Origin of the sequence: Mesobacillus sp. MER 48 (genome assembly GCF_023714225.1) — a bacterium.
GTDB classification, from domain to species: domain Bacteria; phylum Bacillota; class Bacilli; order Bacillales; family Cytobacillaceae; genus Mesobacillus; species Mesobacillus oceanisediminis_A.
Genome location: NZ_JAMAUR010000004.1, coordinates 63,471 through 78,664, shown reverse-complemented (window position 1 = coordinate 78,664; position 15,194 = coordinate 63,471). Strand labels below are relative to the sequence as shown.

The 15,194-nt window shown below is 41.6% G+C and carries 9 protein-coding genes; 1 reads left to right on the top strand and 8 read right to left on the bottom strand.

Annotated elements, in window-relative coordinates; translation table 11 throughout:
- Positions 1-23 precede the first annotated feature (23 nt).
- The 4 genes from M3593_RS15190 to M3593_RS15175 all read right to left on the bottom strand — a co-directional run bounded on the left by M3593_RS15190 (position 24) and on the right by M3593_RS15175 (position 9,271).
- Positions 24-1,505: an amidase family protein gene (locus tag M3593_RS15190; protein ID WP_251544677.1), complete on the bottom strand. Its 1,482-nt coding sequence runs from the start codon at positions 1,503-1,505 to the stop codon at positions 24-26.
- A 114-nt stretch (positions 1,506-1,619) separates the two neighbouring features.
- Positions 1,620-2,762: a DEAD/DEAH box helicase gene (locus M3593_RS15185; RefSeq protein ID WP_251544678.1), complete on the bottom strand. Its 1,143-nt coding sequence runs from the start codon at positions 2,760-2,762 to the stop codon at positions 1,620-1,622.
- A gap of 304 nt (positions 2,763-3,066) precedes the next feature.
- Positions 3,067-5,460, bottom strand: a complete 2,394-nt coding sequence (locus M3593_RS15180; protein WP_251544679.1) for an immune inhibitor A domain-containing protein — start codon at positions 5,458-5,460, stop codon at positions 3,067-3,069.
- A 340-nt stretch (positions 5,461-5,800) separates the two neighbouring features.
- The gene (locus tag M3593_RS15175; protein WP_251544680.1) at positions 5,801-9,271 is read right to left on the bottom strand and encodes a bifunctional 2',3'-cyclic-nucleotide 2'-phosphodiesterase/3'-nucleotidase; all 3,471 of its coding nucleotides are present in this window, start codon (positions 9,269-9,271) and stop codon (positions 5,801-5,803) included.
- Between the two features lie 293 nt (positions 9,272-9,564).
- On the opposite strand from M3593_RS15175, the gene M3593_RS15170 reads away from it, so the two are divergent.
- Positions 9,565-10,617 (top strand): M20 family metallopeptidase, encoded by a 1,053-nt coding sequence (locus M3593_RS15170; RefSeq protein ID WP_222125052.1) that lies wholly within the window; start codon positions 9,565-9,567, stop codon positions 10,615-10,617.
- Between the two features lie 25 nt (positions 10,618-10,642).
- On the opposite strand, the gene M3593_RS15165 is transcribed toward M3593_RS15170, so the two are convergent.
- From M3593_RS15165 to M3593_RS15150, 4 genes are all read right to left on the bottom strand, one after another.
- Positions 10,643-11,824 carry a hypothetical protein gene (locus M3593_RS15165; protein WP_251544681.1) on the bottom strand — a complete coding sequence of 394 codons (1,182 nt, stop codon included), beginning with the start codon at positions 11,822-11,824 and terminating at the stop codon, positions 10,643-10,645.
- A gap of 122 nt (positions 11,825-11,946) precedes the next feature.
- Entirely contained in the window at positions 11,947-13,149 is a 1,203-nt protein-coding gene (locus tag M3593_RS15160) for an HD-GYP domain-containing protein (RefSeq protein WP_251544682.1), read from the bottom strand.
- 226 nt (positions 13,150-13,375) lie between these two features.
- Entirely contained in the window at positions 13,376-14,602 is a 1,227-nt protein-coding gene (locus M3593_RS15155) for an ATP-binding protein (protein WP_251544683.1), read from the bottom strand.
- Between the two features lie 177 nt (positions 14,603-14,779).
- On the bottom strand, positions 14,780-15,136 hold the full coding sequence (locus M3593_RS15150) for an SCP2 sterol-binding domain-containing protein (RefSeq protein WP_251544684.1): 357 nt from the start codon (positions 15,134-15,136) through the stop codon (positions 14,780-14,782).
- Positions 15,137-15,194: the final 58 nt, after the last annotated feature.

The window sequence follows — 15,194 nt, the reverse complement described above, 5'->3', positions numbered from 1 at the left end:
CTTCCTCGCTCCTTTTAATGGATTCAAGGTGTAGTATGGATTTTTTCGTTTACGTTTATTCCAAGTTCGGGTGCACGGCGGACCCTGGTTGCCTGTTCGTAGGCATATGCAAGCTTGATCAGCAGCGGTTCGCTGAAGGCTGTGCCCGTGAAAGTGATTCCCACCGGTTCTCCTTCTTCCGTGTAGTCAGCTGGTACCGTTACTGACGGATAGCCCGACTTAGAGCCGATCGTCGAGCCGTCCATAGGGAAGAGCACCACATCTGCTCCGTATTCCTTCAGGGCATAGTCAATTCCCTGTTCCCTGGCCATATACAGATTGTACTCGAGTTCTTCGAGGTACTCTGCTTCCGTCAAAGCACCGCTTGTCGCTTCTGATTTCAGCAGCACTTCCTGGCCGTACTTCAGCGTTCTCTCACCATGCTGATAATTAAAGGCAATGACATCCGCGAGCGTCTTGATTGGGATATTCAGTCCATTTAAATAAGCATTCAGATCAGCCTTGAATTCATAGCTTAAAACATTGTGTCCCCACTTCGCTTTTGCTGCTGGGATTGCAGCTTCAATAACCTCAGCGCCAAGTTCCTCCAATTTTTCAAGCGCTTTTTGAAAAATTTGTTCCTGTTCCTTAGTCCATTTACCTATATACTCTTCCCTGGCAACAGCAATCTTTGTGCCTTTTAATGCTTTTTTATCGAAAAGAGAGTCATGGTTGAATTCAGCTAAACTTACCATTGTTGCCGGGTCTTGCGGATCCTGCCCGGCAATCGCTTCTAAAAGATACACTGCATCCTTGACGGTTCTCGCCATCGGCCCTGCCGTGTCCTGGGTGTGGGCAATCGGGATGATGCCGCTGCGGCTGACCAGTCCGACTGTTGGCTTGATGCCAACCAGGGAATTCTGTGAGGAGGGGTTTAAAATCGAGCCATCCGTTTCCGTACCAACCGCAGCCGCCGCCAGATTCGCTGCAATCGACGCACCTGATCCTGCGCTTGAGCCACCGACTTCGAACTTGCCGGGGCCATAAGGATTCAGTACCTGCCCCCCGCGTGAACTGTAGCCGCCTTTCATGCCATTTGCCATGAAATTGGCCCACTCGGTCATATTTGTTTTTCCGAGGATGACGGCGCCAGCTTCCCTGAGCTTGAACGCAACAAACGAATCCTTCAAGGCAATGGAATCCTTCAAGGCCAGCGATCCGGCGCTTGTATGCATTTTATCGCCAGTATCGATATTGTCTTTTACCAGGATTGGGATACCGTGCAGCGGACTTCTCGGACCCTTTTGTTTTCGCTCAGCATCAAGTGAAGCCGCAATATGCAGAGCATCTGGATTCAATTCAAGCACCGATTTGATTGTTCTATCAAAAGCAGCGATCCTTGCCTGATACATCAGCACAAGATCATGTGAAGTCAGCTCACCGCTCTCCATTTTTTCCTGCATGTCATCGATTGTCGCTTCCGGGAGCCATTCTTCCATCAATGTATGTAAACGAGGATTTTTCATATTCAACAGTTCCTTCCAATATTAAACTTCGGAATATATATTCTGTAAATTTTACGAAAATCCCTTTATTTATAGAAAAAAGCTATAGGACCGGCCTATAGCTTTTGAATTCCCTTATTCTGGATCGACAATTTTGCCACCGTAAAATTCCTTCAGCAATGGCTCGATATTAAGCGCCTTGCAGAATTTCTTCAAATCACGTTCTTCTCTTTCATTGACGATTGAGATGACAGTCCCTTCTGCGCCAAAACGGCCAGTACGTCCGGAACGGTGGATATACTTATCCTGTTCTCTTGGAAAATCGAAATGGACGGCATGGGTGACACCTTTAATATCAAGCCCGCGAGCCGCGATGTCCGTGACAAGCAGCATCTCACTGTTGCCTTCGCGGAATTTATTCAAGTATTTCTGTCGGTCCTGCTTTGTCAGTTCGCTATGCAGCTGTCCAACCGGGATATCCTTGAAATTCAGCTTCTCAGCAGCAATGATCAGATTAGGGATATCCTTAATGAATACGAGCGACTTTGTTCCATCAAGACGCGCAATTTTCTCAAGAATTTTGATCTTGTCACGCTGCTCACTGCGGAAGTAAATATGCTCGACTTTGGCTGCATCAATGGTGTCATCCTTCTTCACCTTGATGATTTCAGGATCATTCGCCAGCCTGTTGATTGATTTTTCTACAGCCTCAGGCAGTGTGGCTGAAAAAAGTAATAGCTGCCTTTGATCAGCAAGAGTCGATTTCACGATACTTTTCACCGTTTCATTATGTTCCGGTGTCAGCAGCTGGTCGCCTTCATCGAGTACGATGGTGTGGACCTTATGCATCTTCAGCTTTTTCTGCTTGATCAGTTCATTCGTGCGTCCAGGAGTTCCGACGATGATGTGCGGGCTTTTTTTCAGCTTGTCAATCTGGCGCTTCAGATTAGCACCGCCAATCAGGCTTGCTGATTTGATTCCGCTGCCTTCTCCCCATTTCTGGATTTCAGCGAGGATCTGCATGACAAGTTCCTGTGATGAGGCAAGAATTACGGCCTGTGTATTCTGCATCTTCGCATCGATTTTATTTAAAACAGGAAGCAGGTACGCTAAAGTTTTGCCCGTACCAGTCGGCGATTCAGCGGCAACATCTTTTCCTTCTATTATTAATGGGATCGTTGTCGACTGGACTGACGTCATTGCCTCGAATCCAGCCTTCTCCCAGGCCTGCTGCAGGAAAGGGTTCAATTGAGCGATTATTGGTTGAGTTTCTGACATGATTTTCTCCTTCACGTAAACATTCTAGTATTGATACTAGCTAAAACCTGCTTATAAGTCCAGTCTTCCCACGCTGAATCGCGATTTTTCATCTAGTTTGTGACTCGGATTTATTTTATTGGCGGAGTTCACAACTTTATTGGCGAAAATATAATTTTATTGGCGACTCACATAGCTTTTCTGGCGAAAATTTTATTATATTGGCGATTTCCAACTTTTATTTGGCGACCTGGAAATTCCGCGTGGTTTTTTCCAATTCATATTAAAAAACATCGGACGAATAGTCGCCCGATGTCTTGAAGTTTTATTTATGGATCCAAACTGCACCAGCAGAGTTGTCTTTCGCTTCGCCGATTACCTTGAACTTGATCGGGAATTGAGCTGGAACTTTACGTCCGGCGTCTGGAATCAAGTCATTCATGTAAGACTTTGTAGAATCGAATTCTGTTACTCCTGGAAGACCCTTGTAGTCAAAGATTCCGCGAGATGGAGAATCGACATACCACGCAGGTGTCTGATCCATTGAGAATGCAGCATCTGCTACCTGGTAGCGTGTGCTTTGCTTAACAGAAGGCTTGCCGTTCAGAGTACCAACAATCGCTTCTGGATGTGAATCGACTGGTCCAAGGAAGCCTTCACCCGGGTGGATACCAACCCAGTTATCTGTGAATGAATCATCCGCATACCATACGACCATACCAGTGTTGTACTTCACGCCGCGTCCTTCAAGCAATGCTTTGTCAGAACCAGCGTAGTTTCTCCACTCCAGGTAATAGTAGTGGTCTTTAAAGAACGTGCCATTTGTTTGGAGGAAACCATCAAGTGTTACAGCTGCGTCGCCTTCAGCACCATCAGCGAAAACTTCTTCGCCGTCAACTGTCAGCTTAAGCTCGTCCATTGCGAAACCTTCTGGAGCAAGTCCGCCGTCGGTTACGTATTCAAAAGCAAGTTTCACTTTCTTGCCTGCGAATTGGCTTAGATCGTACTTTACATCAGCCCAGTTGCCTTCAGTAGTATCCATTCCACCCGCAACGTTTGTATCACCGATTTTGTCGATTTCTACTTCTTTGCCATCCACAAGTGCATTTACGTATACATAATCGTAATCGAATTCAACTTCATAATTCGCTTTGTATGAGAATTCAGCACTTGTTGCGTTTGTCAGATCAAATTCAGGTGTAACAAGTGTTGTATGAAGGTCATCGCCTTTTTGGCTGTAGTAGTACTTTTCGCCAAAGTCAGTTTGGATTCCCTTTACTTCTTTACCAGGAAGGTTTACTTTTACAATTCCCGGATTCTTTGATTTTGTAACACTCTGGTCAATGATTGTTGCCAGACCTTTAGAGTCGATGTCTTCGTAATTCACTTCTGTAATGTTAGCCCAGTTGCCGCCCATTGTCTTTTGGAAGAATTCTTTGTTTTGCGGTGAGAAGCTTGGTGCTTCTGTTCCAGCAATTTTCCCGTTCCAGCTTCCGCCAGACATGATGGACCAGGAAGCTACAGGGTCACCTTGTCCAGTGTACTGAGTGTCATACTCATCTGGAAGACCTAAGTCATGCCCAAATTCGTGAGCGAATACACCTACTGCGCCGTCTTCAGGCTCTACAGTGTAATCGAATGCAGCCATTTGCCCGCCCCAGTAAGGAACTGCAGCAGTTGTTCCAGGTACTCGGAAAGGAGCGTTGCCGACTACCCAGCGGTGTGACCAGATTGCATCGTCACCAAGCTTGCCGCCGCCTGCTTCCTGGCCAACGCCAGAGTGAAGCACCATCAAGTGGTCAACAAGGCCATCCGGCTCATTCTGGTTTCCATCGCCATCGAGGTCGTACTGGTCAAAGTGGTCATATTCAGCTAAGTCGATTCCGGATTCAGCTGCTGCTACCAATGCATCCTTAACAAGTCCGCGTGCACCCTTTGCCCCAGGTGCATTATCATGGCCGCCTTCAGGATTGTCGCCGCCATATTCAGCAGCTGTACCAGGCACCTTCAGCCAGTTGGAAACTTCGCCTGTAACTGTGTAGCTTCCGCCTGATTGCTCTTCATAATATTGCTTGAATGTCTTTACCTTTTCCCCATTGAAAAGTGTGAAGTCTTCATCACCGAACAGCATTTTTTGATAGTGTTCGCGATTGAAGTCATCAGCCCACATATAGCCTTCTTCTTGATCGATGTTATTGTGCGGGAAGTCCGCATATTCTACTAAAAGAACAAGTACCTTATCCTCACGAACGTCTCCATTGTAGTTAGCCTGCTTAGCAGAGTCTACCTTTACTGCACCAGTCGGCTTTCCTTTTTTGAAGTTTTCATGACCTTTATCAAGCTGCTTAGCAAGCTTGTCCTTTTGTTTTGAAACAAAATCTTTGGCTTTTTTATCAAATGCCTGCTCTTCTTTTGTCAAAGACTTATCAGACTTTCCAGGCTTTTCACCTTGCTTCTTCTCGATATAAGCAGTGACTGCCTTGTTTACTTCTTCCTGTGAAGCTCCTTTAGAAATCAGCCCGCGCTTCTGCAAAGCTTTTGCCAGCCGATCTTGGTCGACGATATTCAGGTCGATTGGTGCAGATTCCGGTGCAGTGGCAGCAGCCACATCCTTAGTTGCTGCAGGTGTACCTGCAAATGAACCAGCAAATAACGTCGAAGCGAATACTGCGCTTGCCGCAACGCTGGAAAGTACCTTCAACGAACTCTTTTTCTTCAAAAAGATTACCCCCTGCTATTTTCCAAGTTTCGATTATTCATATATTCTGAAGAATCTGATTGAAATTGTAGCAAGGTTTTGAAAAATTGTAAATTTTTATAATTTAATAATATTTACCTATAAAATTTTGTATTTTTTGTCGGAATAACCCAATCTAAAAATTAATTGATTCTTTTATCCTGTTTTAATCTCAACAATAAGTGTAAATGGAACTATTTCCTTAAACTCATTTATTGGGAAAATTTCTTCGCGTCTCTAAATTTGATTCTATTGGACTATTAGGTAAATACTGGTTCCTAATAAAAAGGAGAGCACAATGGTGTGCTCCCCTTCTAAACTATTAATTTAATTTTGTTACACGGCCCTCGATTTGAGGATTTACTTCACCATGTGCCTTAATATAGTTGACCAATGCATCCAAATCTACTACATCGATTGTCTTATCAGTGATTGTTGCCAGTATTGCATAACCATCCCCGCCGCCTGCCATGTAGTTGTTGACGGTGATCGAGTAAGTTTTATCCATTTCAACAGGTGTGCCATCATTCTTCGTGATCGACACAATGCGGTCTCCCGCAGCTCTTGAATCATCATAAGCTACCTTCAGACCGGAAATAGGCATGATACGGACTTTGCTGCCCCATTGCTGCTCAAGCAATGTTTTAATGACTTCACCAGTCACGTTCATTTTCACAAGATCATTTCCGAATGGCTGGACGGTAAAAGCTTCCTTCCATGTGATGTCGCCGGCGTCGATGTCAGCACGGACTCCGCCAGAGTTCATGAAGGCAAAATCAGTGCCTGTCTGCCAGCGCATAGAATCAGCTACCAGGTTGCCCATAGCAGATTCACCAGCAGCACTTGTATCACGGCTAATATAAGAAGGTGTTGTTCCAATTACTTCATTCAGAATCGGTGCGACATCAGCTACATAGCTATCCAGCATCGCTTTGATTTCAGCATCCGGCTGGATTTTGTCACGGTATGTCGTCACGATTTCAGACTTGCCAACCATGACATCCTTTGTAACAGGGTTGATCAGTAAGTCTACATCAGAAAAAGCAGTACCTGAAGAATAAGACTGGACAACAATCTTGCCATCTACTTTAGTGTTCGTGAAAGCATGATTATGCCCGCCCATTAACACATCTACTTCATCATCCACATTTTGAGCGATCTCAACAAGTTCTTCTCCAGCGTTTGATCCATCTGGTTTAGAGGTTGATGGGTTATGTGCTAATACAACAATTGTTTCTACACCCTGAGCTTTTAACTCCTCAGTATAGCGGTTGATCGCTTCCGCTTCGTCTGTGAACTTTACATCTGTGACAGCACTAGGGATAACAATGCTTGGAGTGTCAGATAATGCTACTCCGATTATTCCGACTGGAATTCCGTTCACATCGATCACAGTATATGGATCTAAAACATTTTCACCAGTCTCTTTGTAAACAAGGTTAGCGGCAAGATATGGGAAGTCAGCGCCTTCGAATTCACCGTACTTATCCACTGTTTTTGGATGGCTTCCACCATCGATTAAGCGCAGCATTTCTTCTACGCCTTCATCAAATTCATGGTTGCCTACAGTACCAGCGTCAAAACCAATCTTGTTCAAAATCTTGATCGTTGGCTCGTCCTGAAGCAACGCTGAAACCGGGGAGCTTGCTCCTACAGCATCGCCAGCATGAAGCATCAATGTGTTAGGATTTGTCGCTTCACGTTCTTTCAAATATGCAGCAAGGTAATCAACACCGCCCGCATTGATTTTAGAATTATAAGTGTCCAGCTGTCCATGGAAATCATTGATTCCTAAAAGCTGAAGGCCGATTGGCAAATGAAGCTGGTATTTAGCAAATCCATTTGCAGCCTCACCTGCATAGTTAATCAAACCACTCTCTGGCAATGCATTTTGCGCATCAGGAGTTGAGTTGAAAGTAACATTCAAATCTTTGCTTACCCCTGCAAAGCTCCAGTTGTTATCAGCTGATGGATCGATTGTACCAACTTCACGGATATAATCGATGATCGCCTGGCGGTTCTCATCTGGATACATTTCTACTGCTGTCTGGTTTACCACGCCAGGGAATGATCCCGTAGCACGATAGTTGTTTGTTACAACAAGAAACTCTTGCTCAAGGTCGATTGGCTGTCCATTATATTGAAGGTTTTTGATACGGTTTGCCCCAGCATCAACCAGATTGCCCTTATCATCGTACTTAGCCGGCTCTGTCACATCGATTTCATAAGTAACACCATCAATGACATCATAGTTATAAACCGGGAACTTCGGATTGATTAACGGCTGTTCTGTTGTGATGTTCTCATCAATCTGATTGAATTGTCCAGCAGACATTTCAAGCCATTCTTTTACATCGCTGCCTTTGATTTTGATTGTGGAAACTGTATTTGGGTACAAATAAAGATCTGCCACGTTCTTGATTGCAATCGTTCCTTTTGGAATATAAGTGTAATCACTCACACCGCCTCTTCCAGACTTGAATGGAGCACCCGCGGATAGGATTGGCAGATTTTCATCAGACGTTCCTTTTACCTGCTTTTCCACATACCATTTTTGTGCGTTCGTTACGATCTGGATTGATGGGTCATCTTGTACAAGCGCGAAGTAACTGTTGATGTCGGCAGCAGTTTCCCCAACAGGCTGGCGGACATAATTGACAGTTCCTTCATGGTCCTCTTTTACAGCTTCTAAAATCTCTTTGTCAGCCTCAACTAATGGAGTCTTTGTTCCTTTATCGTAAATCGCTCTTAACTCGGACTTAGAATTTTTAACATTCCATTTTCCTTTTTCCTTGGCAATTGTTATGTCCATAACGCCAAGCTGGTTGCCCCAGTTTCCTGCCATGACAACAGGTACACCGTTGATCGTGCCATTGTCAGGGTCCACTCCAGGCAAGTCCGTAAAGCTGCCAGGGAATGTTAAGTGGTTGTGACCAGTGATGATCGCATCAATGCCGTCAACCAGTGACAGGTCGTATGCAGCGTTCTCTTCCATTTCCACAACTTTTTCATCGCCAATTCCAGAGTGGGATAGCGCGATGATGATGTCAGCGCCTTCTTCCTTCATTTTCGGAATTTGTGCTTCAACTGATTTTACGATGTCCTTTGTAATCACCTTGCCATCGAGATTTGCTTTATCCCATTGCAGGATTTGCGGTGTTACAGCACCGACAACACCAACCTTGAGCACCTGTGTCTTGCCGTTATTATCGGTGACTTTCTTGTTGAAAATCGTATATGGCTTAAAGTAGTTTTCATCATTGTCTGGATTATCGTCGCCATCATCCTTGAATACGTTTGCATTGACATATGGCATTGGCGCATCGTCCAGCACTTCGTCAAGGTAATCCAACCCGTAGTTGAATTCATGGTTGCCGACTGTAGCCGCATCATAATCCAATAGTTCCATAGCTTCAAAGACCGGATGCATTTCACCGTCTTCCAGTACATCAACCTTGGCTTTATAGTCGCCAAGCGGATTTCCCTGGATCAAATCTCCGTTATCAAAAAGGAGATTGTTCTTTCCTTCTTTTTCCGCCCTTGCCTGCTTGATCAGGGTAGCCGTCTTGGCCAGGCCGAATTCGTTCGTTGGTGCATCTTTGTAATAATCATAGTTATATAAATGTGTATGAATATCAGTAGTCCCCATGATTCGCAGTTGTACTTCATGTTTTCCTGCTTTATCAGGCTTACCTGCCGCAAATGACTTATAAGAAACAGGTCCTGCCAATACTGACAATGCCATTGTCGTAGCAACGACAGTTTTTCCTAGCTGGCGCAAAGGCTTCTTCAAGAAAATCCATCTCCTTAATAATTAATTTGGTAACATACGAGTTTAATTATAGTAGGATTCATGTAGAAGGAAATGGACTGATAGACCTGACTTTTCTAAACTTTTTGTAAAATTCGAGCTATTTAATAGGTAATTTTTACTTGTTTTTGCAGAAACCCCTCGATATATGTCAGTAATTGCGAATAGTATAATTATCCATTTTTCCGCCAAAAGGACTACAATTGATTTATAAGATTGAAACAATCATAGAGTGGTAATGTATAGGTAGAACCTTTTCAAGGAGTGTTGATAAAGTGAAGGAATTATTGAAAGAATTGATCCTGATTGACAGCTCCACCATGGAAGGGGCCAATCAGGCGGTCGAGTTTTGCAGACAATGGCTGATTGAGCAAGAATTGAAGCCAAGTTTAATCGAGAATAATGGGTACAAAATGCTCGTATGCGAGATTGGCGAAGGCGATAAAACGATTGTTTGGAATGGCCATGTAGATGTTGTCAGCGGGAAAAAGGAGCAGTTCGTCCCCGTTGAGAAGGATGGCAAAATTTATGCCAGAGGCTCAGCCGATATGAAGGCCGGCGTTGCCGCGATGATGTTCGCCATGAAGGAATTACGGGATCAAAAACCTGGTGTGAAAATCCAGCTGCAGATTGTCTCTGATGAAGAAATTGGCGGCCAAAATTGTACAGGCTACCTTGTCGAAAATGGCTATCGCGGAGATTTCGTGATCGCCTCAGAACCGACACAGCTCGGGATTGCCTTGCAGGCAAAAGGCGTCTTAAGACTTGAAGTGGAAGTAACAGGGAAATCTGCTCATGGCAGCCGTCCGTGGGAAGGCGAGAACGCAATCGTCAAAACCTATCAGGTTTACGAAAAACTGCTGGAATTGCCTTTTACCAAAGAAAGCTCGGAGTTTTATCAATCGCCGTCTATTAATCTTGCCATCATCTCAGGCGGTGAAGTTTTCAATAAAGTGCCGGATCGGTGTATCATGTCCCTTGATATCCGTTATCTTCCGGGACAAAAACCTGATACCATCATTCAGCAGATCGAGAGCATTTCCGATGGTAAAGTTACTGTTGGATTAAAAGGTATCCCAGTCGCGACGAAACCAGACGATCCATTCATCACCCAGTTAAAACCCGTCGTGGAAAAGCATATCGATGGTGAAGCCATTCTATTTGGCCAGCACGGAGCAGCAGACACCCAATTTTTCGCAGCCCATGGAATCCCAGCAATCGAGTTCGGGCCAAGTGGTGCGAACTGGCACGGTGACGATGAATTTGTATTGCTGGAATCGGTGGAAAAGTATAAAGAGATTTTAATTGATTATGTAAAATCCTACTAAAAAAGACAGCCACCCGGCTGTCTTTTTATCTGCTAAATCGATATTTCTTTGTCCAAGAATAAAACAATAACCCTAAAACCAAAACAATTTGCAGCAAAAAGACAACCGAATCCCAAAAACGTATGCTGGTCATTGGCTCTGTAAAACCAGGAACCATCATTTCTTTCACCGCGAAAATCATTTGCGGGATGTAATAATAGGCGGTTATGGCGATGGTTAAGAGGACTCCGGCCAGGTAGAAACCCGCATATGTACGGACAAGCCTTTCCTCACCGTCGAAGGTTTCCGTCTGCGGCACCCGCAAAAATGGCAGCCACCGCGCCAGAAAGTTTCGCCCATTTTCCATCAAGTTATAACAACCCGTTTTATTTTCAATCACATAATAAAGATCCGTTTTCATAAAAACAGCAGCCTGATACACCAGGCGTATGAATGTATCCAGCACCACCAGCTTCAATAAACCCATGATGAGCGAACCTTCACTTGTAAACATTTGGGCCAGCAACGCAAAGAATAACACAACAGAATCAAAATACATCCCTGCAAGGTAAAGCTTATTGCGCTTTTCAGCCGGCAGCTTCCAGACCTGTGACATGTCCGTTTCCAAAACCACTAAAAAGAGCCGATGTCCGATTTCTATCTTTGCGGGTAGACCTTCTGACCTGACCGCTAGGACATGACCGAATTCGTGGAGGAGGACGAGAACAAATGTAATCACCAGTAATACCACAATGTTTTTAATCATTATGTCAAAGATAAAAAGATCCGAATAGCGTGGAAAGAGTGTTGGCTTGGATAGCATCAGTCCAATACTTATCAAAAGGAAAACAAGATAACCCTTTGAACTTACAGAATTGAAGAAGAATTGACCTAACTTAGGTGGTATCCATGAAAAGCTTTGATAAGTTTTTATTTCTGCACTCGTCCTAGGTATTGATTCACCGTTCAACTCCCTTACCAAATCTAGATTGATAAGTTGTGATACAAAATCATATATATTTACACCTTCTCCAGGATATTTAGAATTTAATATTTTTTCGATATCGCCAAGTGCCTTATTTTGATTAATCAATTCAATAGCATCAATGCAAATTCTTGGCATTTCGTAGTAATCTGTACTACTGATATCTTCAACAATAAAGTGTTTAGTATCTTTACGAATAATTATAGGACGAAGGGATACTTTTGAGCTAGCAGTAAGATTCATATAATCACCTATTTAAATATATAGGGATGCGGCTATTAGCCAACATCCCCTCCCTATTGATCAGCCCGGCCAGTATGCGCACCACCAGCATGTAGTTTTGATTTTATTTAATTTACGGATTTTCATTTTGTCACCTCCTTTATTCTCTCAATGCTTTGAATAGGAAGGGGTTCTAGCCATTCATACCGTTCATGGAATGAAATCCATTTTGGAAAAACCTTTTCAAATAGTTCTACTAATTCTGGGTCAAATTGTGTACCCTTACCTTCTAATATTCTTTTATACGCTTCTTCAACCGGCATAGCTGACCTATAAGATCGTGATGAGGTCATTGCATCAAATGCATCTGCAATAGATACAACTCTTGCCAAATAAGGTATTTCTGTACCTTTTAATTGTTCAGGGTACCCTTTACCATCCCATCTTTCATGATGTGATTTAATAATATCAATACTCCCCGATAGTCCTCTTACCTTATTAATTGCATCAGCACCAACTTCTGGGTGTGTTTTTATAATTTCATATTCTTCTTTAGATAGTTTTCCAGGTTTCATTAGTATCGAATCTGGAATGTTCACTTTCCCTATATCATGCAGTAAACATGCGTATGTAAAAGATCTGAGTTCATCTTTAGAATAATTCCCAGTTACTTCTGCTAGAGATTTTGCATAGTATGCAACTCTTTCACTATGGCCTTTCGTATACGGATCCTTAAGTTCAATTGTAGCAATTACACCCTTAACAATCCCGGAAAGTTGATTGTCATAAGAGGTTTTTATTGCTTCAATATAGCTTTTAAAACGTTTTAAGATAATAAAACCAATTAATGAAAGAAGTAAAATCAATGCTATAGGAAACAACACTGACGAGGTTTCAAGTAAAATTCCTAAAAAAGCGTATTTCACTATGGTTCCAATAGAAACCGTCCAAAAGAAAATAGAATTAACGAAAATTGGAGCAAATAATATTAAGATTACTTCTACGATATTTCCGCTTTTATATTCCAAATCACTTCCGTAATAAGTAATTGAATCATACATAATAGTTAATAACGAATAACTTATAAAGAAAAAATATTTAATTGTAGATATATATCCTTTTTTTGCCATGAAATATACAATCGGCAACATCAATACTATTAAACAATAATAGTAATATCTAGAATCACCAAAAAAATCCACGGACTGATTCAATACTAACTTAGGGTAAAAATAAAAATAAAAAATATCAAAAGAGATAAAGGAAATATAAAACAAAGCCAAGAACCACTTAATCGCTCTTTTTTCCTCGTGGTGCAAAGATGGATCTTTAAATGAATTTTGCATTATAATACCTCGTTTTCTTAAAAGTACCTAGTCAATTTTCCCTTCATATCGCCATTATTTTGTATAAAATTAATACTTTAAATGAAATAATAAAAAAATGAATAATTTAGCCTACATCATTTTTTCACAATTCGACAATTTTCTCCATTATAAACCAAAAGAACTATTTGGTAAAATAGTCCTTTTGGTTTATTTATTGGGTTATTTTTCATTTTAATTTAATGTATTAACTGGAAACGGGCAATTGGATCGTAATAATCGTACCTTTTCCAATTTCACTTGAAATATTAAATTTCCCATCATGTTCTTCAATGATTTTTTTAGTGACCATCAAACCTAATCCATGTCCATTTTGCTTGGTTGTATAAAATGGTTCTCCCAATTTAGCGAGTGTCTCAGGAGGGATTCCGCACCCTTCATCCTTAACAGAGACAAACACTTTATCATTTTCAACTTTACCATGAGTTATTATAGTTCCTCCATTAGGCATCGCTTCCATCGCATTTTTGATTAAGTTGATAAAAACCTGTTTCATTTGATTTTCGTCGCATAACAGCATAGCGGATTGATCTACATCATATTCAATGTAGATTTCTTTCCTCTGGGCATGCGGGTCAATAACAGAAATAACATACTCAATTATATCGATTAATTTTTTCGGCGTTTTGACTGCAGTATTTGGCTTTCCCAGAATCAGCAGATCATTTACAATAGCATTTATCCGATCAATTTCATTTAGCATGATAGGATAATATTGTTCATCACCCTTATCCTTTTCTTGCTGTAGTTGCGTAAACCCCTTCAAAGAAGATAAAGGGTTTTTTATTTCATGCGCAATCGCAGTAGCCATTTGTCCAATAACAGCCAGCTTTTCTTTTTGTCGTAAATCTTCATAAATAGAAGTAATTGCATTAACATAAGATTGGAAACGATTAAGCAAAATCCATGCAATAGCAGCTATGAAAATAATTAATGCATTTGCCACTAAAACTTCAGTAGTTTGGAAAATCAACCCAGATAGTAGATATTTCAAAAAAATACCCACGCTAATAATCCAGAAGAAACGACTGCTTACAAAAATTGGAGAAAACAAGATAAAATAAATTTCTAGAATATGTCCACTATTAAACTCTTTTTCTGTTCCCCAATAAATCAAGAAATTGTTAATAGCATCTATTAATGTAAAAGATATAAAGTAAATATATTTTATTTTTTCGGGTTGACCTATTTTTACTAAGTATCTTGCTAAAGGAATCAGCGCAAATAAGAATACATGATATAGAAAACCCATTCCCCCTAGAGGTAAACCTATTTCTTCTTTAGTTAAGTATGGGATTAAATAATAATAAATAAAATCATAAGGAACTAATATAATATAAAAAGTCCACAAAAAGAACTTAACTGCTTTTACTTCTTCATAAACTAAAACCGAATTTTTTTTGAATGGTTCCATACGGAATCTCCTTAAATCTTAAAACTTGATAGCCTTATTATAGCAGGATGTGTCATATCTTGTTACTTTTTGTCTAATTTGGCAGAAGATTTTTTAATAAATATTTTTTATAGATTGAAAGGAATCTTTTATAGAATAAATGTGGACCAGGCGATTAATTGCCTGGTCCATCCTGTTTTATGCTGTTTCGCTCAGATTGTATTCATTTAGGATTCCTTCTAGTTTAAGCGCGAGTCCCATGCTGCCCTGGATTTTGAGTTTCCCTGTCATGAAGGCGGCTGTTCCATTCAGCTTGCCCATGATCATTTTCTTGAAGTTTTGATCTGACAGCTTAAGGGTGCAATCTGGAGCTGCTTCTGTTCCTTCGACAACATGTGCCGTTCCGTAAGAGATCAGCAATTGGAATGTTCCGCTGTCATCTCCTGTTATGTCATACTGATATACAGCCTTCATTTTTAGTATTGGCTCTGGTCTTTCATTCATGACCTTCTCGATTTCCTGCCATACTTCTCTGACCGACTTGCTTTCCAACATCCTCGCCACCCCTATCAATCTATTTTTTTCATCATATCCGACTGAACTCCCAAGGGGC